Origin of the sequence: Pontibacter toksunensis (assembly GCF_042686245.1) — a bacterium.
Classification (GTDB): domain Bacteria; phylum Bacteroidota; class Bacteroidia; order Cytophagales; family Hymenobacteraceae; genus Pontibacter; species Pontibacter toksunensis.
Genome location: NZ_JBHUOX010000005.1, coordinates 249576 through 268611, shown reverse-complemented (window position 1 = coordinate 268611; position 19036 = coordinate 249576). Strand labels below are relative to the sequence as shown.

At 47.5% G+C, this 19036-nt stretch carries 20 protein-coding genes; 13 read left to right on the top strand and 7 right to left on the bottom strand.

The genetic code is table 11. From position 1 onward, the window contains the following. Nucleotides 1-50: 50 nt before the first annotated feature. The 3 genes from ACFS7Z_RS09195 to ACFS7Z_RS09185 are packed head-to-tail and all read right to left on the bottom strand — an operon-like array spanning nt 51 to nt 2707. On the bottom strand, nt 51-536 hold the full coding sequence (locus ACFS7Z_RS09195) for a dihydrofolate reductase (protein ID WP_377483627.1): 486 nt from the start codon (nt 534-536) through the stop codon (nt 51-53). 4 nt (nt 537-540) lie between these two features. Then, a complete protein-coding gene (gene fmt / locus ACFS7Z_RS09190) occupies nt 541-1470 on the bottom strand; it encodes a methionyl-tRNA formyltransferase (protein WP_377483625.1) in 930 nt (309 codons plus the stop codon). 1 nt (nt 1471) lies between these two features. Beyond that, a complete protein-coding gene (locus tag ACFS7Z_RS09185; RefSeq protein WP_377483622.1) occupies nt 1472-2707 on the bottom strand; it encodes an exo-beta-N-acetylmuramidase NamZ family protein in 1236 nt (411 codons plus the stop codon). A gap of 62 nt (nt 2708-2769) precedes the next feature. Here ACFS7Z_RS09185 and ACFS7Z_RS09180 point away from each other — a divergent pair, with 62 nt between their 5' ends. Continuing rightward, complete coding sequence (locus tag ACFS7Z_RS09180) at nt 2770-3978, top strand: ABC transporter permease (protein ID WP_377483620.1); 1209 nt, start codon at nt 2770-2772, stop codon at nt 3976-3978. A gap of 94 nt (nt 3979-4072) precedes the next feature. Here ACFS7Z_RS09180 and ACFS7Z_RS09175 read toward each other — a convergent pair whose 3' ends face one another. The 3 genes from ACFS7Z_RS09175 to ACFS7Z_RS09165 all read right to left on the bottom strand — a co-directional run bounded on the left by ACFS7Z_RS09175 (nt 4073) and on the right by ACFS7Z_RS09165 (nt 6412). Then, complete coding sequence (locus tag ACFS7Z_RS09175) at nt 4073-4909, bottom strand: mechanosensitive ion channel family protein (protein ID WP_377483618.1); 837 nt, start codon at nt 4907-4909, stop codon at nt 4073-4075. A gap of 97 nt (nt 4910-5006) precedes the next feature. Beyond that, nucleotides 5007-5705 (bottom strand): peptidoglycan DD-metalloendopeptidase family protein, encoded by a 699-nt coding sequence (locus ACFS7Z_RS09170; RefSeq protein WP_377483616.1) that lies wholly within the window; start codon nt 5703-5705, stop codon nt 5007-5009. Nucleotides 5706-5839: 134 nt separating this feature from the next. Beyond that, a complete protein-coding gene (locus tag ACFS7Z_RS09165) occupies nt 5840-6412 on the bottom strand; it encodes an HNH endonuclease (protein ID WP_377483614.1) in 573 nt (190 codons plus the stop codon). 265 nt (nt 6413-6677) lie between these two features. Here ACFS7Z_RS09165 and ACFS7Z_RS09160 point away from each other — a divergent pair, with 265 nt between their 5' ends. The 3 genes from ACFS7Z_RS09160 (at nt 6678) to ACFS7Z_RS09150 (ending at nt 10565) form a co-directional block, all read left to right on the top strand. Continuing rightward, on the top strand, nt 6678-7769 hold the full coding sequence (locus tag ACFS7Z_RS09160) for a 2Fe-2S iron-sulfur cluster-binding protein (protein ID WP_377483612.1): 1092 nt from the start codon (nt 6678-6680) through the stop codon (nt 7767-7769). A gap of 120 nt (nt 7770-7889) precedes the next feature. Beyond that, nucleotides 7890-9614 carry a M3 family oligoendopeptidase gene (locus ACFS7Z_RS09155; protein WP_377483609.1) on the top strand — a complete coding sequence of 575 codons (1725 nt, stop codon included), beginning with the start codon at nt 7890-7892 and terminating at the stop codon, nt 9612-9614. A gap of 123 nt (nt 9615-9737) precedes the next feature. Next, on the top strand, nt 9738-10565 hold the full coding sequence (locus ACFS7Z_RS09150) for a copper resistance protein NlpE N-terminal domain-containing protein (protein ID WP_377483607.1): 828 nt from the start codon (nt 9738-9740) through the stop codon (nt 10563-10565). A gap of 129 nt (nt 10566-10694) precedes the next feature. Here the strand turns inward: ACFS7Z_RS09150 and ACFS7Z_RS09145 are convergent, their stop codons facing one another. Further along, complete coding sequence (locus tag ACFS7Z_RS09145) at nt 10695-11288, bottom strand: TetR/AcrR family transcriptional regulator (RefSeq protein ID WP_377483605.1); 594 nt, start codon at nt 11286-11288, stop codon at nt 10695-10697. A gap of 325 nt (nt 11289-11613) precedes the next feature. Between ACFS7Z_RS09145 and ACFS7Z_RS09140 the strand changes: the two genes are divergently transcribed. From ACFS7Z_RS09140 to ACFS7Z_RS09100, 9 genes are all read left to right on the top strand, one after another. After that, on the top strand, nt 11614-12387 hold the full coding sequence (locus tag ACFS7Z_RS09140; RefSeq protein ID WP_377483789.1) for an enoyl-CoA hydratase/isomerase family protein: 774 nt from the start codon (nt 11614-11616) through the stop codon (nt 12385-12387). 71 nt (nt 12388-12458) lie between these two features. Next, a complete protein-coding gene (locus tag ACFS7Z_RS09135; protein ID WP_377483603.1) occupies nt 12459-12932 on the top strand; it encodes a fatty acid hydroxylase in 474 nt (157 codons plus the stop codon). Next, the gene (locus ACFS7Z_RS09130; protein WP_377483600.1) at nt 12904-13779 is read left to right on the top strand and encodes a MerR family transcriptional regulator; all 876 of its coding nucleotides are present in this window, start codon (nt 12904-12906) and stop codon (nt 13777-13779) included. Before ACFS7Z_RS09135 ends, ACFS7Z_RS09130 begins: the two co-directional genes overlap by 29 nt. A 233-nt stretch (nt 13780-14012) precedes the next feature. Next, entirely contained in the window at nt 14013-14528 is a 516-nt protein-coding gene (locus tag ACFS7Z_RS09125) for an RNA polymerase sigma factor (protein WP_377483598.1), read from the top strand. Nucleotides 14529-14557: 29 nt separating this feature from the next. Then, nucleotides 14558-16054: a phytoene desaturase family protein gene (locus ACFS7Z_RS09120; protein WP_377483595.1), complete on the top strand. Its 1497-nt coding sequence runs from the start codon at nt 14558-14560 to the stop codon at nt 16052-16054. 22 nt (nt 16055-16076) lie between these two features. Then, on the top strand, nt 16077-16910 hold the full coding sequence (locus tag ACFS7Z_RS09115) for a phytoene/squalene synthase family protein (RefSeq protein WP_377483593.1): 834 nt from the start codon (nt 16077-16079) through the stop codon (nt 16908-16910). A gap of 3 nt (nt 16911-16913) precedes the next feature. Next, complete coding sequence (locus ACFS7Z_RS09110; RefSeq protein WP_377483590.1) at nt 16914-17447, top strand: hypothetical protein; 534 nt, start codon at nt 16914-16916, stop codon at nt 17445-17447. After that, the gene (locus ACFS7Z_RS09105; protein ID WP_377483588.1) at nt 17448-18146 is read left to right on the top strand and encodes a lycopene cyclase domain-containing protein; all 699 of its coding nucleotides are present in this window, start codon (nt 17448-17450) and stop codon (nt 18144-18146) included. An 8-nt stretch (nt 18147-18154) separates the two neighbouring features. After that, entirely contained in the window at nt 18155-19006 is an 852-nt protein-coding gene (locus tag ACFS7Z_RS09100) for a 4-hydroxy-3-methylbut-2-enyl diphosphate reductase (RefSeq protein ID WP_377483586.1), read from the top strand. Nucleotides 19007-19036 lie beyond the last annotated feature (30 nt).

Here is a 19036-nt window from a genome sequence, read left to right as displayed (position 1 = left end):
TTGCTTTATTTCTGTAGGATCTCGTCATTCCGACGAGGGTTCTGCAGAAATCACTTTCTTTTCAAAGTAATGAAACTGTAACTGTACTTATTTTTCTCGTCTGGTTCGTGGTGCTCTTGCTCCACCGTTTCCCATTCTTCTTCCTTTAGTTCAGGGAAAAAAACATCTCCCTCAAAAGTATGATGGATGCGGGTAAGATAAATTGTGTCTGTAAGGGGAAGTGCCTGACTGTAAACCTCAGCGCCACCAATGATGCAGACTTCTTCATCCAAAGCATTTGCCTGCTCAATTGCCTCCTGCACGGAATGTGTTACTATACATCCTTCTGCCAAATAATCTTTTTGAGTAGTGATGATGATGGAGGTACGGCCGGGCAGAGGTTTGCCAATAGATTCAAAGGTTTTCCGACCCATCAGCATTGGGTGGCCCATGGTGATTTGTTTGAAGTGGCGCAGGTCGGCTGGGAGGTGCCAGATTAACCCATTGTCTTTCCCGATGACGTTATTCTCAGCGGCGGCTACTACTATCGCTATCATCTATCTATGCGTTAAAAGTATAACCTCTTAATAAATTCTGAACCGGCATGCGTTTTTTGCCTTCCATCTGCAGGTCAAGCACTGCAAGAGCGCCATCAGTAGTTTGCACATGCAGAAACGTTTTGTTGTCAGTATTTATCTGGCCGGGCGCTAAACCATAAGCTGTATTGTCCAGCACCTCTGTCTTGAAAATTTTAAAAGTCTTATCATCAAAACGAGTCCAGGCGGCGGGGTAGGGGCTAAGGCCACGTATAAAGTTTCGGACCTCGTAGGCTGGCTGGTTCCAGTTTATCTCACAGGTTTCTTTGAAAATCTTAGGAGCATGCTTTGTTTCGGCAGAAGTAACCTGTGGCTGCGGCTGCACCTCGTCCCGCTCAATGGCCTGCACGGTGCGCAAGGCTAGCCTGGCTCCTTCGTACTTTAACTTCTCATACACAGAGCCGAAATCATCTTCCTCCAAAATAGGCACCCGCTCCTGGAAGATAAGGTCGCCCGTGTCAATTTCGTGTTTCAGGAAAAAGGAAGTAACGCCTGTTTCTTTCTCCCCATTGATAATAGCCCAGTTGATGGGGGCAGCCCCACGATACTGCGGCAGCAATGAGCCGTGAATATTGAATGTTCCTAGTTCGGGCATTGCCCACACCACCTCCGGCAGCATCCGGAATGCTACAATAATCTGTAGGTTTGCCTGGTAACTTCGAAGTTCGTCCAGAAAAGCTTCAGATTTCAAGTTGGTAGGCTGCAGCACTGGTATGTTTTGCGCCACAGCATACTCCTTTACTGGTGACTGGTGTAGCTTCTGCCCCCGGCCAGATGGTCTGTCCGGCGCTGTGATAACGGCTACTACATCGTATTTATGTTCCACAAGTGTTTGCAGGGTAGGCACGGCAAAATCCGGGGTACCCATAAACACGATTCGTAAATCTCTGGTCATCTTAGTTTTTTTCAGGATAAAGCAGGTATTGCTCCCGCAGGGCCTTATAGTTTGAAAGGGCTGGCTCCCAACTGGCGCGTATCTCTGCTTCTGTCTTACCGGACTTTATCTGCTCCCGCAGCTTGCTGGTGCCTGCCAGTTTCTCAAAGAAGTTGTTGAAGAACTTGTCTTTCTGAGTGGAGTTCTTATACATCTCCTGCAGGAAAGCCAGTGTAAAAGGTTGCGCTTTAGCCGGATCAGTTAAATCCATGCCGTAGCAGGCTACTCCTTTATGAGGCGGGTTTGTAGCTCCAGGAGTACTTTCGGGTACAAACTTAAAAGTTTTATCGGTGTAGTTTGGGCTGCCAATTACCTGAAACGGGGCAGGTGTGCCACGGCCGACACTCACGTTCGTTCCCTCAAACAGGCAGATGGAAGGATATAGTGTAATAGCCTGGGCATTCGGTAGATTGGGAGAAGGCTTGACAGGCAGAATGTATGCGGTATTGTGCGTGTAATTCGCCACCGGCACCACCGTCAGGTCTGCTTGCCGCTGCCCCTCCAGCCATTTTTCGCCGTTTATCATCTCAGCCAGTTCTCCCACCGTCAGGCCATGCACAATCGGAATAGGGTGCATGCCCACAAACGACTGCTGCTCTTTTTCCAGCACCGGGCCATCTACGTAGTGACCGTTCGGATTCGGGCGGTCCAGCACCAGCACAGGCTTATTGTTTTCGGCGGCAGCCTCCATCACATAATGCATGGTGCTGATGTAAGTATAGAAGCGTGCGCCCACATCCTGAATATCGAATACCAGTACATCCAGGTCTTTTACCTGCTCTGCTGATGGCTTTTTGTTCTTGCCGTAAAGCGAAATAATAGGAAGGCCTGTCCTGATATCTTTGGCGTCTTTTACATGAGCTCCTGCATCAGCCTCGCCGCGAAAGCCGTGCTCCGGCGCGAAAATTGTTACCACATCAACGCCCCGGCTCAACAAGGTATCTACTAGATGCGTTTGGCCAACAACGGACGTTTGATTAACCACCAAGCCCACGCGCTTGCCCTTCAGTTGGGGCAGGTACAGTTCCAGTTGCTCTGCGCCTGTTTGCAGGGGCTTGGCTTGTGGTGCTGGAGCAGGCTCAGCAGTTGTTACCTCAACAGGCTGGGCTTGTGGTGCTGTGGCAGGCGTTTGTTTAGGGGCGCAGTTGCCCAGGGCCAGCAGAAACGTAGTATAAAGTATAAGCATGGGCTGTGTCATCGTCATATAAGGTAGAAGTCAAATTTCATACCTATCTTTAAGGCTGTTATAAAATAAGGCGAGTGAATATCTCCAAATACATATCTGATAAAATATCAGAAGTGCAGACCGGCTCATTTACATCGTCGGTTACAAAAATAGCAATAATCAGCATAGCTGCAGGCATTGCTATCATGATCGTTTCATTTGCGATTCTGGAAGGCTTCCGGGACGAAATCAGGCAGAAGATTTTTTCTTTCGGGGCACACCTGCAGGTAAGCAAGTACGATACCAATAATTCGCTGGAAGGGGCGCCTATCAGCAGGAACATCGGCGTGGCTGATTCTGTGGCAGGAATCCAGCGGATTCAGGCCTTTGCCCGCAAAACAGCTATCATTAAAACAGAAGAAGAGGTGCTGGGTGTGGTGCTTAAAGGAGTAGGAGAAGACTACGACCTAAGCTCTATGCAGCAGAACCTGAAGTCCGGTGAGCTGATTACTTACAACGACTCAACATCATCAAAAGAGGTTCTCATCAGCCAGAGCGTAGCAAACAAACTGAGCCTGAAAGTGGGCGATGAGGCTATATTCTATTTTATCCAAAATCCGCCGCGTGCCCGGAAGTTGCAGGTAAAAGGCATTTTCAATACAGGCCTGGAGGAGTTTGATGAAGTTTTTGTAATCGGGGATATTGAACTGATCCGGGAACTGAATAACTGGCCCGACACCCTGGTCGGGGGCATCGAGATTGTGCTGAAGGACTTTGAGCAGATAGACCAGGCGGCAGACCAGGTGTTTGACCAGATGAACTACGATTTGCAACTGGAGAAAATCACAGACCGCCACGCGCAGCTGTTTGACTGGCTGAAGCTGCTGCGAAAAAACGTCATTATTTTTCTGGTACTTATCATTTTTGTAGCTTCGTTTAACATGGTGTCTACAGTCTTCATCATGATTATTGAGCGGATCAATATGATTGGGGTACTGAAGGCGGTAGGCGCCACCGATGCTCAGATCCGACAGGTCTTCTACTTCCGGGGCCTAAAACTTACCATCAAAGGCCTAATCTGGGGAAACATCATTGGCCTCGGTTTCTGTGCTATCCAGTACTACTTTAAAGTTATCCCGCTTGATCCGGAGAACTATTACATGGATACAGTCCCTATCAGCTGGAATGCAGGCATAATTATAGGCTTGAATGTCATCACGCTACTGCTCACCATGCTGGCCATTCTGATCCCTGCGGCCATGGTGGCCCGTGTAAAGCCAGTGAAGGCAATAAAGTTTGACTAAGCTGATATTGCAGTATAAATGAATCTCTTCCTGCCATAAAGCAAAGGCCCCGCTGTTACACGGGGCCTTTGCTTTATAAGGAGGTAAATCAGTCTTAAGGTCTGCTGTTCTGCTGTACGGCAACCACTTCCCGTTTCTGTATGGGTGCCGGGGCTTTCACGCCATTTTCCTCAAAGGCTATTTTTACCCGCTCGTTCATCTCCCAGTTTAGGGGCCAGAACTCTTCCTTTTTTGCCCAAAGGCGCATGCTGATGGTTAAAGAATACTCTGTGAAAGCTGTTACCGCAATGACTGGGTCAGGATCGGCCAAAATCCGTGGATCAGAGTCAATGAGGCTCTGGAGTATTCGTTTTACAGCGGCTAAATCATTCTCCGGGCTGATAACAAGGTTAAGTTCCATCCGGCGTGTCGGCTCCACAGAGTAATTGATAACTACGCTGGAGGCCAGCGGGCCGTTAGGCATGTAGATAACCTGGTTATTACCCGTTTTTATAACGGTATTGAAGATGTTAATCAGGTGCACAGTGCCCATTTGCCCCTGCGCCTCAATAAAGTCTCCTACCCTGAATGGCTTGATGGTCAGTATCAATACGCCACCGGCAAAATTGGAAAGGCTACCCTGCAGCGCCAAACCAATGGCCAAGCCGGCAGATCCCAGCACAGCGATAAAGGAGGTCATCTCCAGGCCCAGTTGCGCCACCACCAGCACAATCAGCAGTACCCACAGCGCTATGTTGATGATGCTCCCTAAAAAAGGCCGCAGTGACTCATCTACACCTTTGCGAAGCATCAGGCTTTGCAGCAGCCTGTTCAAGCGCCTCACCACCCAGGCACCAATCATCAGAATCACAATGGCCACAACAAGCTTCAGGCCATACAGCATGGCAAAGTTTAGCACCATCTCGCGAATGGAATCAATGTCAAGTACCATATTCTACATGTTTTGAAAAGTAAAAATAAAAGGCGCTGCCAGCGAAAGCAGCGCCAAAAGGTGGCAATTTTACTTAAAAATCAGGGGATACGCAAGCTTATGCCAGGTGTCGGGACTGCAGTATCAGGTTCGGGTTTGGGCAAAGCAGCTGGTACTTTTCTTTTTCTGCCGTTGTCGCCACGCCCGGAAAGTCACCCGCTTTACCTTCCATAGATGCCATCACCTGGAAGTGCAGGTGCGGGGGCCAGTGCCCGTTTTCCGGGAAGGGGCCAACCTCTGCAGTTTTATCTCCTTTTACAAAATGCTTCCCCACTTGCAGCCCTTCTAACGAAGAGCGGGTCAGGTGACCGTAAAGGGTGTAAAAAGTTAGGCCTTCCAATTCGTGTTGCAGGATGATAGTGGGGCCATAGTCGCCGAAATTATTGTTGTCCGCGAATGAGTGAACGACAGCATCTAAAGGAGTGAAAACTGCCGTACCTGCCTCTATCCAGACATCTACACCAAGATGGAGGTTCCTGCTTTGAGAGGCTACATCAAAATGCTGGCTGCGCTGGTAAATAAACCGGTCTTCTAAATAGCCGCCCAAGCCCACAGTAGCCCCTTTTGCCTGTAGCATCTGCTGCACAGCCGCGTTAAAAGCTACAGTGTCCTGCAAGTCTGTGTGTTGCAGCAGCGTGTTGGCTGCCGTAAAATCTAACGCACAAGCATTCTCGGTATTCAAGTCAGCGTCGAGTACGGGGACAAAGGCATGGCTGTGCCGGCTTAGTATTTCGCTAAGATTTGATGATTGGTTCATAAGATGGAGGAGGGTAAAAAAAAGCCTCCTGCAAGTATAAGCAGAAATTCAGGGCTTGTTTATATTTTGTTCTGAAAGCAAGAATACGCGACGTCAGATTCTGAAATCACCCTTTTCCCGCTCAACAAAAATATTTAAACAAGTTCTCGACTGACAGCCTCTTCCTCTACAAGCTTGGTGAGCGTTTTGAGGCTTTTTGTTTTGCCAAATAGCTCCTCAGACTTCTTGCTGTAAGCAGAGGCTGCTTCCTGCAGTGTTTCGAAGGTGCCCAGGTTTATACGCTGCTTGTTAAAATGAATGATGGCGCGGTACTTTTGTGCCTCCTTGTGCACACCCCGTACACCCAGTTTATTGCCTGTTTTAGAGGTGTTTCGAACAATTTTACAAAGCGGTGCCCATTCCAAATTATCGAGGCGGCAATCCAGTTTGTTCCCGTTCTTAAAATGCACATACAGTTTCAGGTCACTTTCTGTTTTCTTGAGCAGTTGCTCCCCAATCATTTTATGCAGGTAAATCGTCTCGTTGCGGTACTTGCCGTTTTTGAGAGGCCAGTTCTTTTGGAAGAAGGCATAGCCGTTGGAGTGGATGCGTAAGTGCTTCAGAAATTCAATCTGTTGCAGGTACACATTTTTCTGGATGTACTCGTAGGTTCTGTCGTCTACGACTACTGTTTTTTCACAGTTTTTGAGGGTTAGTTTGTACAGCATGTTGTTTTCATTAATACAAAGGACCGGTAAGGGGGCATAGGCAGAAAGCATGTTGCTCTACTGCAGACGCAGCGTTCTGTAAAGTTGCAGCTTTTTTTATATCTATTACAACTAATATTCATAAAAAATGTTATTCTTTTTATGAATTATTTCCTGTATGGCCACTTTCTATACGCAATTTTCTTATAACGGGCCGGATTGTTGTAACTTTCAGGATTGAATGCAGTTTTTAGGCAAGACAATTTAGCGCAAATACAGTACGAGCATGAGTAGCCCCTACCTCAACCTGAAGGTTGTAGATATCATAAGAGAAACCCCGGACGCCATTACCATTCATTTTGAGCATCCAGATAAAATAAATATCACCTATAAGCCCGGGCAGTTCCTGACACTGATTCTGCCCATAGATGGCAGAGAAGTACGCCGTTCCTATTCCCTGAGTAGTACCCCGCATGAAGCGCCGCGCCTTGCTGTAACGGTAAAGCGTGTGGATGGAGGATTGGTGTCAAACTACCTCGTAGAGCGCCTGCAGGTAGGGCAGGAGGTAAAGGTGATGGAGCCATTGGGTAACTTCTGTCTTACCTGTGCCTCCTCTAATCAACGGCAGGTGTTGCTGTTTGGCGCAGGCAGCGGTATAACACCGCTTATGTCTATTTTAAAGGCAGTGCTGGCAGGGGAGCCAAACAGCAAAGTGACTTTACTGTATGGTAACCGCGATGAGTATACAGTAATTTTCAAAGAACAGCTGCAACAGTTGGTAGAAGAGAACCCTAACCGCCTGCACGTAGAATACATCTATAGCCAGCCAAAGCATGACTGCGAGTACCGCGGCCGCATGAACCAAAGCTTAATCTTAAAGATTATGGAGCGCCTGCAGTTGACAAGGCCGCTGGAGACTGTTTATTTCATGTGCGGTCCTGAGGGTATGATGCAGGAGGTGCAGCATGCACTGAATGTATTGCATGTGCCGGCAGAGCGGATTTTCCGGGAGAGCTTTGTGAGCAGCAAACTACAGGTGCAGGAAGAAGACTTGCTGCCACAGCATGGAACAGTGGCTTCCTCAGAGGATGACGGAGAGATTACAACACAAACAGTGACAATTATATATGAGGGCGCAGAGTACACTGTAGAAGTGAATCCTGACAAAACGATACTGGAGGCAGCCCTGGACCAGGATATTGACCTGCCCTATTCCTGCCAGGCTGGCTTGTGCACCGCCTGCCGGGGCAAGTGCCTCAGCGGAAAAGTACACCTGGATGAGAGTGATGGTTTGTCTGACGCTGAGATGGAAGAAGGCTATGTACTGAACTGCGTGGGCCATCCTTTAACAAGTAATGTGGTAATCGAAATCGGCTAAGCGATTTAAATCGTATAAAAAAGCAGCGCAGCACAAATAAATATTTGTAGCGCTGCTTTTTTATTGTACTTTCGTAAGAAGCCGACATATTGTTTTTTCAAAATATTTGCCAATATAACAATGCAAACAACCGATCTGGCAATTCCGAAACGGAAGCCAAGGGTATACCTGGAGGAAAATTTTAAAATAGAATCGTGGCAGACGTTGCAGCCATACTTTGAGGAACTGAAGGCGCGCGAAATAGATTCGGAAGAGGAGTTGGAGAAGTGGATGAAGGACCGTAGCGAGCTGGAAAGCGTACTGTCAGAGGACCTTGGCTGGCGCTACATCCGTATGACCTGCGACACTCAAAATGAAGAGACCACGAAAGCTTTTCAGTATTTTGTTTCAGAGATTGAGCCTCAGATTGCACCTTATGATCATGAGCTTAACTTAAAGCTGATGCAATCGCCGTTTGTGAACAGCCTTGATAAAGAAAAATATAAAATATACCTGCGTGGGGTAGGGCGCGCATTGGAAATTTTTAGGGAAGAGAACATCCCGCTGCAAACAGAAATCAGCACCAAGCAGCAACAATATGCTGCCATTACGGGAGCCATGACGGTTACACTGGATGGGGAGGAAATGACGCTGCAGCGTGCCGCTGACCGGCTGAAGAAAACAGACCGGGCTGTGCGCGAAAAAGCATGGCTAGCCATACAGGACCGCCGTTACGAAGACCGTCAGAAGCTGGACAACCTCTTTGATGAACTGCTGCAGTTGCGCAACAAGGTTGCCCTGAATGCAGATTTCAAGAACTTCCGTGACTATATGTTTGCTGCCCTGGGCCGCTTTGACTATACGCCGCAAGACTGTTTTGATTTTCACCAGTCCATACAGGAAACGATTGTGCCCCTGCTCACGAAAATAGACGAGGAGCGCAAATCCAAACTCGGCTTAGACGAACTACGGCCGTGGGATTTAGATGTGGACCCAAGCGGTAAAAAACCATTGGAGCCATTTCAGAAAGGGGAAGAACTACTGGAAAAAACAGTGCAGGTGTTTTACAACCTGGACCCGTTTCTGGGTGACTGCCTTGCTACCATGCGGGAGATGGGGCACCTGGACCTGGAGTCAAGGAAAGGGAAAGCACCTGGTGGCTATAACTACCCACTGGATGAAATCGGGGTGCCTTTTATCTTCATGAATGCTACCTCCAGCCTGCGCGACGTGATTACGATGCTGCATGAGGGAGGCCACGCCGTACACTCTTTCCTCACACGTGAGATGAGCCTGAACGCGTTCAAGCATCCTCCATCCGAAGTGGCAGAACTGGCCTCTATGTCGATGGAACTGATTTCTATGGATAACTGGGATACGTTTTTCGAGGATGAAGATGAACTACGCCGTGCTAAACGCACCCATTTAGAGAGCGTATTGGAAACATTCCCGTGGGTGGCGACGGTAGATAAATTCCAGCACTGGATTTACGAGCACCCGGAGCAGACAGCAGCGCAACGGCACCAGGAGTGGGTGAATATTTTCGAAAACTTTAACCATAAGCTGGTAAGTTGGGATGGGCTGGAGCAGTACAAGCCGTATACCTGGCAGAAGCAGCTGCATATTTATGAAGTGCCGTTCTACTACATTGAGTATGCCATGGCACAGCTTGGTGCTATTGCTGTATGGAAAAACTACAAGGAGAATCCAGCCGAAGGGCTTGCTGCTTATAAGCGTGCCCTGGGCCTGGGCTATACCGTCTCAATTGGAGAAGTATACGAGGCTGCCGGCATCAAATTCGACTTCAGCACAGACTACATCAGAAGCCTTGCTGACTTTGTGCAGGCGGAGATGGAGAAGATATAGAAGCAATAGACAAGATGAAGAAAGCCTTGCATGTGAATGCAGGGCTTTTGCTTTTTAGTACCAGTTGGTTCGCAGCTTATACTCCACATGAACGGCATGGCAGGTAAGGCCGTACAAAGAAGTATGAAAAAAGCTTATACTTCTATTTATATAGGGCTGCTCCTATGGGTAACCGCGGCTTGTACCACCGAGCCAGTAACGAACACATCAGGAATATCTTTGCCAACAGAACCTGTAGACGTGACGGTAGGAGGAGATTTGCTGCCGAACAGTATGCCGTTTAATGTTGTTGGCACCTGGCATGGCGTTATTCCCTGTATCGACTGCCCCGGAATTGTTTATGATCTCAACCTAAGGGAGGACAATACCTTTGAAGAAACCCGGGTATATCAGAACAAATCCACTGACTCTGACATACGGGTTGGTACGTGGCGCATCACAGATGAGGGTGTGCTGGAGTTGAGCAGCCAGAACGCTGAACGTACAAAATTTGACCTGTCTACAGCGGGGGAACTGAACATGCTGGATGAAAGTGGCAATCCCATCGAAACTCCCATTGCAGACATGTACCGCCTGAGGAGAGACACAGCTTTGACAGATAACAACACACCGCTTAACAGCGACCAACGGAGGGTAGGGGTAGACTTTGTGGCAACGGGTAATGAACCCGGTTGGCTGTTGGAAATTGACCTGGAGGATGGCGTTTACTTTAAGACACGCCCTTCTGAGACGGTAGAGTTGAAAGGTTCTGTACCAGAGCCATCTACTGAAGGGAAAACAACAAAGTACCGTACGCAGACAGAAGCAGGTGAACTGATGGTAGAACTGACAGAGGCACCCTGCACAGATTCTATGTCAGGCAGAGTGTCTCCATATACCGTTCGGGTTACAGCAAAGGGAAAAAGCTATAGCGGTTGTGGCATGTATTTAGGCAGCGCAGAAAATAAATAGAAGGCTGAAAAAAGCAATGAGGTGATAAAACGAAGGCCCCGGCTATAGGTATAGCCGGGGCCTTCGCTGTTGGTAACAGTGCCAGACCAGGAAGGCCCGGCGTATTAAGTTTGGTTTACAAAGGGTGTTTTAAGGTGAGATTAGGTTAGTTGTTTCTTTTTTAGTTTTTAATCCCATCAGCAGCATGAGCGAGAGGTTGCGGGCAATTTCCGCTGGCGTCATCTTGCCTTCGGGCTTATACCAGGTATGGATCCAGTTCAGGCCGGAGAGGATAGTTAATGCTGCAAACTTCTCATCCGGAACAGTAAACTCACCGCTTTCAATACCAGCCTTTATGATGCCGCGGAAGCGCGCCTCATACTTGTCTCTTAACGATAGGAACTGGCTGTGAAAAGGCTCACTCAGGTGGCGCCATTCGTGCAGGAATACAGCAGAAGCCTCAGTGTTATTTGTGAGTACCTGAACGTGGGCAGCAATGGCCTGCTGCAACTGCTGTGTTGCCGTGGCTGCTGTTGCCTCTGCGGCGTCTATGGCTTCAAAAAACTCATCGGCCATCCGGAAGCATACCCGCTGCAGAATCTCTTCTTTCGATTTGATATGCGAGTAGATGCTGGCAGCCTCTATGCCCAAAGCATTAGCCAAGTCACGCATAGACGTAGCTGAAAAGCCTTTCGATTTAAAAAGCGCTGTGGCCGTTTGCTCTATTTGTTTTTTTCTGCTCAATCGTACCTGTATGTATTTTTCAAATATAAGTAGCCTAACGTCCGTTAGCAAATTTGTTTTATCAAACATTCCTCCTTTACATGATTTGGTAATGAGCAGTTTAGACATTTCTAAAGAGTAGAAACCGCAGAAGGTGGTGTGCTTTTTGTACTTGTTAATTATGCACAAAATACCTGTTTTGCAGCGACTTCTGTGTAATTTCTAAAGCTTTATAAGATGGCTTGCGTATTTGTGTAACCATGTCTGCCTTTTTTAAGCTATACCTATACTTGATAATGAGAACGAAATCATGAATGACCAGATAAATACATTGGATACGCGGACGATGGAGTTTGTCCATTACGAAGTTAAAGAACGCGTAGGATATATCACCCTTGCCCGTGCCGAGAAACGCAATGCCCTTAATTATGAGGTGGTGCTGGAACTGAAGCGTGCTTTTGCCATGGCAGAAGATGACGAGACCTGTAAGGTAGTGGTGCTGCGCGCGGAGGGGAAAGTGTTCTGTGCCGGTGCTGACCTGGAGTATCTGCAACGCCTGCAGCGCAATAATTACCACGAGAACCTGGTTGATTCCACACACCTGATGGAGTTGTTTCGCCAGATTTATACGTTGAAGAAAGTAGTTGTAGCACAAGTACACGGGCATGCTATAGCAGGAGGCTGTGGCCTGGCCGCTATCTGTGATTTCTCGTTTACTGTGCCTGAAGCAAAGTTCGGCTACACTGAGGTGAAAATTGGCTTTATTCCGGCCATTGTAAAGGTTTTCCTGCTGCGCAAGATAGGGGAGGCCAGAGCCAAGCAAATGCTGCTGACCGGCGACCTCATTTCAGCTGAAGAGGCAGAGCGTTACGGGCTGGTAAATTATGTAGTGCCTGCCGCCGAACTGGAAGAGCAGGTATTTGCCTTCGCCCAAAAACTCTGCAATGAGAATTCACGTCAGTCGATGGAAGTTACCAAAGAAATGATTGCCCGCGTGCAGGCAATGGGCTTGGAAGAAGGCCTGCAATATGCCGCTGAAATGAATGCCGTGGCTCGTGGTAGCGAAGATTGCCAGCGCGGTATTGCTGCTTTTCTTAACAAGGAGCCAATAAACTGGTAAACCTCTGTTTAATTTTTAAAACTATTCGTTAAACTTGCTGTTCTTTGGGTATGCTGACAGGTATCTGTATCATGCTGATAACTTTTGTGGCGATGGAGGGTGTGGCCTGGGTGATGCACAAGTATGTGCTGCACGGGTTTTTATGGTTCCTGCACAAGTCACACCACACACGTCATAATCATGCTTTCGAGCTAAATGACCTGTTTTTTGCCTATTATGGCACGTTAGCAATGCTGTTCTTTATTTTTGGCAGCGACCCTATCGACTACAGGTTTTGGATTGGCGCAGGAGTTACCCTTTATGGCGTGGCATACTTTCTTATTCATGATGTATTTATTCACCGGCGCATCAAAGTTTTTGGGAATTCGTCTAACGTTTACCTTAAAGCTTTAAACATGGCGCACAAGGTGCATCATAAAACAAAAAGAAAGGATGGCTCAGAGTCTTTCGGTATGCTTTGGGTGGCACCCCAGTATTACAAGACAGCATACGAAATAGTTAAAAACAAGGAAAAGCGTGGCTCAGTACACAATCAAAGAACTTGAACATCTCTCAGGAATTAAAGCGCATACTATCCGAATATGGGAGCAACGCTATAATATCCTAAACCCTAAGCGCACTGACACCAACATCCGTTACTATGACGATGCTGACCTAAAATCGCTGCTGAACATATCCGTACTGAATGAGCGGGGCTTTAAAATATCTAAGATAGCGCAGATGGAGCCTCAGCAAATATTAAACAAGGTGTCGCAGTTGTGTGATGCCCCCTGCGAGTCTTCCCACCATATTAGCATACTTGTCTCCGCCATGGTCGACATGGACGAGGCGAAGTTTGAGAAACAACTATCCACGGCTACCCTGCAACTGGGGCTGCATCAGACAATGGAGCAGGTGGTATACCCCTTTCTGCACAAGATCGGCATCCTGTGGCAGACAGATAATATTACACCAGCCCATGAGCACTTTGTAAGCAACCTGATCAGGCAAAAACTGATTGTAGCCATAGATGGGCAGGTACTACGCAGAAAAGAAGAATCCCCGACATATTTATTGTATCTGCCAGAAGGTGAATTGCATGAGTTGGTGCTGCTCTACATGAATTATATTCTGAGAGCGAATAACCAGCATGTGGTATACCTGGGGCAGAACCTGCCGTTCAAAGATCTGGAGCTGACGTACGAGCAGTTTCAGGCAGAGTACATCTGTACGGTGTTAACCTGCCAGCCCGAACGCGACCAGGTACAGTCTTATCTGAACAATCTTTCCCAGCGTTTCCCGGAAAGCACAATCTATGTGTGTGGCTATCAGTCACAACAGGATTCTCTTGTTTTCCCTGAAAATGTCAAGCGCCTTTCCTCTATGCAGGACCTGCTGGATAAATTAAAGTAGAAATTTTAATTTCCTGGAAATCCGGGCTCCTGTCCCTGTCGTTTGTATGGCAGGGTCAGGAGCTTTTTTTGTTAGTGCATGCTTTTTACCTAACAAATAAGTACATACACGGGTTAGGATAAGGTGTTTGTCTATTTTGTTTAAGTTTTATCGAAAATACACTCAACAAAATTAGATGAAGTTAAAGCATTTGCGTATATTTGTTTATGCTTTACACATAAAAGTATAAACAAATGACTGCTATAGAATTCAACAACCTCGTACAAAATGTAGCGCTGTCGCTTCGGCCAGTAGCAATGAACCTAACCAGGGATGCGGATGATGCCAAAGACCTAGTGCAGGAAACAATGCTCAAAGCGCTTACCAACCGTGATAAGTTTAAGTCCGGTACAAACCTAAAGGCATGGTTGTACACCATCATGCGTAACACGTTTATCAACAACTACAATAAAATCACGAAGCGCAGCAGCAACATCGACAGCAACGAGTACCTCCAGTACCTGAACACCGATGAAAGCTACATCACGCAAAACAAAGGCATGGCAACTTTCGTCATGAATGATATAAACAAAGCCATTGCCAACCTGAGCGAAGAGCACAGGACGCCTTTTATGATGTATTACATAGGCTTTAAGTATCTGGAGATAGCCGAGAAACTGAATATCCCGATTGGTACCGTGAAAAACCGCATCCACATTGCCCGCAAAGAGCTGAAGCATGCGCTTAAGGTGTATAATCTCGATAACTAGACGGCAATTTTAAACCTGTAGCTGCCTGCATGGCCCAACAAAAGATAATCGTGATTGGATCTGGTTTCTCAGGTCTGTCGGCAGCAACTTGCCTTGCTGATCAGGGCTATGACGTGACGGTACTGGAGAAGAACAGCAGCCCTGGGGGGCGTGCCAGAAGCTTTTCTGCTGAGGGTTTTACCTACGACATGGGGCCCAGTTGGTACTGGATGCCCGATGTATTTGATTCTTATTTCGGCCGCTTCGGCAAAAGCACCTCCGACTATTACGACCTGAAACGCCTGGACCCGTCTTACACCGTTATTTTCGGTGAAGACGATTTCATGGACATTCCGGCGTCTATGGATAAGCTGCGCTCCCTGTTTGAGAGCCTGGAAAAAGGCAGTGCCGTGGCCTTAGACAAATTTCTGGAGCAGGCGGCTTACAAGTACGAGGTAGGCATTAACCAGCTCGTTTACAAGCCTGGCAGGTCTATTACAGAGTTCATGAGCCCCCGCCTTTTACTGGATGTGCTCCGCATGGATGTTTTCCAGTCTATTCACAAACACATCCGCCGCTTCTTCAGCCATGACAAAATTATCAAGCTGATGGAGTTTCCGATACTTTTCCTGGGAGCCTTGCCTCAAAACACACCGGCGCTTTACAGCCTGATGAACTATGCTGATATTAGCTTGGGCACCTGGTACCCGATGGGTGGGATGCACAAAATTGTGGAGGGCATGGTGAAGCTTGCTGAGGAGAAAGGTGTAAAGTTTATGTATGATCAGGATGTGCAGCGCATCGAAGTGCAGGACGGCATCGCGAAGCAAGTATTAACAGCTACTGATATTTTTGAGGTGGATGTGGTGGTAGCCAGTGCTGATTACCACCATGTAGAGAAAGAACTGTTGCCAAAGACCTACCAGAGCTACTCTGATGATTACTGGGAGAAGCGCGTCATGGCGCCCTCGTCGCTGCTGTTTTACCTCGGAGTAAATAAGCGCCTGCAAAACCTGCAGCACCACAATTTATTTTTTGATGAAGATTTCGGGCCGCATGCCCATGAAATATATACAGACCCCAAGTGGCCAAACAAGCCGCTTTTCTATGTGTCTGCTCCTTCTGTTACAGATCTCTCTGTAGCGCCTGAAGGCTGCGAGAACCTGTTTGTGCTGATACCAGTGGCGCCAGACCTGCAGGATACTGAGGAAATAAGGGAGAAATACTACCACCTCGTCATGGACAGGCTGGAAAAATTAACAAAACAGGACATCCGCGGTTCTGTTATATACAAGCGCAGCTACGCCCACAAAGATTTTATAGACGACTACAATGCTTTCAAAGGCAATGCCTACGGGCTGGCCAACACCCTGATGCAGACAGCGCTGCTGAAGCCAAGCCTGAAGAGCAAAAAAGTAAAGAACCTGTTTTATACAGGGCAGTTAACTGTTCCCGGTCCGGGGGTGCCGCCGTCCCTGATTTCAGGGCAGGTGGTGGCGAAGGAGGTCGCGAAAGACTATGTAGCGCCCGTAGCCGTAAAAGTATAGAGTACCCTAAACCAACTAGTGCATGGAGCTATTTAAGGAATGTTGCTTAAAGTGCAGCAAGATCATCACCGAATTTTACAGTACCTCATTTACATTGGGTATTAAAACGTTGCATAAAAAGTTTCACATGCCCATCTACGGGATCTATGGATTTGTCCGGATGGCCGATGAGATAGTGGATACTTTTCATGACTTTGATAAGCGACATCTCCTGGCGGATTTTAAAAAGCAGACGTACGAGGCAATTGACAGTGGCATTAGCCTGAACCCGGTGCTGCATGCTTTCCAGTGTGTGGTGAAAGAATATGATATTGATAAGGAGTATATAGAGGCATTTCTGAAAAGTATGGAGATGGACCTGGACGACCATGTGTATGATCGTTCGCTTTATAAAGAATATATTTATGGCTCGGCTGAGGTGGTGGGGCTGATGTGCCTGAAGGTGTTCTGTGAGGGGGACAGGGAAATGTTTGAGCGCCTGAAAAAGCCTGCTGCCAGTCTGGGATCAGCCTTTCAGAAGGTGAACTTCCTCCGCGATATGAAGAGCGATTACAACGATCGTGGCCGGGTATATTTCCCGAAAGTGGAATATATGAACTTTAGCAACGACTGTAAGGTTGAGATCGAAAATGATATCCTGAGAGATTTTGAGGATGCATACGCTGGTATCATGGCTTTGCCACGTTCAGCGCGGATGGGCGTTTATTTAGCCTATGTATATTACCTCAAGCTCTTCCGGAAGATACAGAATCTTCCGGCAACCCATATACTGAAAGAGCGCGTAAGAGTACCTGACAATACAAAGCTGGCACTACTGCTCGGCTCGTATCTCAAGTACCGACTAAACGTATTCTAATACATGTTAAAAAATCTCCCTTTCCTGTTCCTGCTCGTGCTACTGCACAGCAGTGTATGGGCCGATAGCACCCGCTACAATGTATCACAGTTGCGCCTGCAGTACCTGCAGGCAAGTAAAGAGGAAGCTGTGGCGCTACAGTTTCATAAGAAAATGAGTGCTTATAACGACAATGATCCCCTGTTATTGGCTTATAAAGCAGCATCAGAGGCAGTAATGGCCAAATATGTTTGGAACCCTTACAGTAAGCTGAAGCAGGTGAAAACCGCAAACGCCATTTTTGAAGACGCTGTGGCAATGGATAAAGACAATGCGGAGATACGTTTCCTGCGCTTTACCCTGCAGCATTACGTTCCGCGTTACCTGAACCTGAGTGGGCAGGTAGAGGAGGACAAGGAAATGATCATACAAAGCCTGAAGGCCTATCCTGACTCCGGTATGTCGAAGCCGCTGGCACGCACCATACGCGACTTTATGTTGACAAAGGACCACTGTACGGAGGCCGAGAAGAAAGTATTGCGCAACATCAACATCTAAATGTACATCTACTTATACCTCAATATTTTTACCATACTCTTCCCGCTGCTGCTGTCTTTTGATAAGAAAGTAGCGTTTTATAAGAACTGGCCGGCATTGTTTCCGGCCATACTTGTAAATGCCATCGTGTTCATGGCCTGGGATGCCTGGTTTACTGATATAGGGGTATGGGGATTTAACGAGGAGTATCTGACGGGAATCTACCTGTTCAACCTGCCACTGGAGGAGGTGCTTTTCTTTATCACAGTGCCATATGCCTGCGTGTTTATCTATGATGTGCTGAATGCCTATATTCAGAAGGACCTGCTGCAGCCCTATGCCAGGCCGATTGCATTGGGGCTGATGCTGGTGCTGCCGCTTATCGCGGTCTTTCATATTTCTGAGCTGTATACCTCTATTACTTTCACAGCGCTGGTAGTACTGCACCTGGTACACCTGCGCTACTTCGGAACGCGTTACCTGGGCCGGTTTTACCTGGCTTACCTTGTGCACCTGGTGCCGTTCCTGCTGGTGAATGGCGTACTGACGTACCTGCCTATTGTCTGGTACAACAATGAATACAACCTTGGCCTGCGGATAATTTCCATACCCGTGGAAGATACCATGTACTCGATGCTCATGCTGCTGCTAACTATCTCTGTTTATGAAAGTTTACGGCAGCGCAAAACGGTTAAACATTATGCGCCTTTAGCTGTATAATTAGGTATATGCAAAGCCTTCGTGTTACAATCGACTCTAATTCCGGATTCTGCTTTGGGGTGGTGTATGCCATCCAGATGGCAGAAGATATTCTGGATGAGCAGGGGTATCTCTTCTGCTTAGGAGATATTGTGCACAACGATGAGGAGGTAGAGCGCCTGCAGAAGCGGGGCCTGCGCATTATCAACCACGAGCAAATGGCGGAACTGCACAATGAGGCAGTGCTGATTCGGGCGCATGGCGAACCGCCGGAAACATACCAACTGGCACTGCAGAACAACCTCACCCTGATTGATGCTTCTTGCCCGGTAGTGCTAAAACTGCAGAACCGCATTAAAACCTCTTTCGATAAAAAAGATAAGATTTTTATTTACGGCAAGCACGGCCACGCCGAGGTATTGGGCCTGTTAGGCCAGACAAGCAACGAGGCAGTGGTTTTTGAGAACATGGAGGAGTTGCTGAAGCACGAACTACCCTCTAACATTACCCTCTATAGCCAGACAACTAAGAGCACCGACAGCTTCTACAAGATAAAAGGAGAACTGGAGGAGCGTGGCTATGAAGTAAATGCCAACGACACTATCTGCCGCCAAGTGTCCAACCGTGATAAAGACCTGCGCAGGTTTGCAGCCAAGTTCGATAAAATTATTTTCGTGTCCGGCACAAAGTCATCTAACGGCAAGGTCTTGTACCAGGTCTGCAAAGACACTAACCCGCATACTTATTTTATTTCCAAAGTTGAAGAACTGAAACCGGAGTGGTTCCAGCTAGGCGACACAGTGGGTATCTGTGGTGCCACTTCCACCCCTATGTGGCTGATGGAAACAGTGCGGGATGCTCTTCAGGATTATAAATTTTAAACTTGTTGTCTGTCCTCCTGGTTTGGAGAA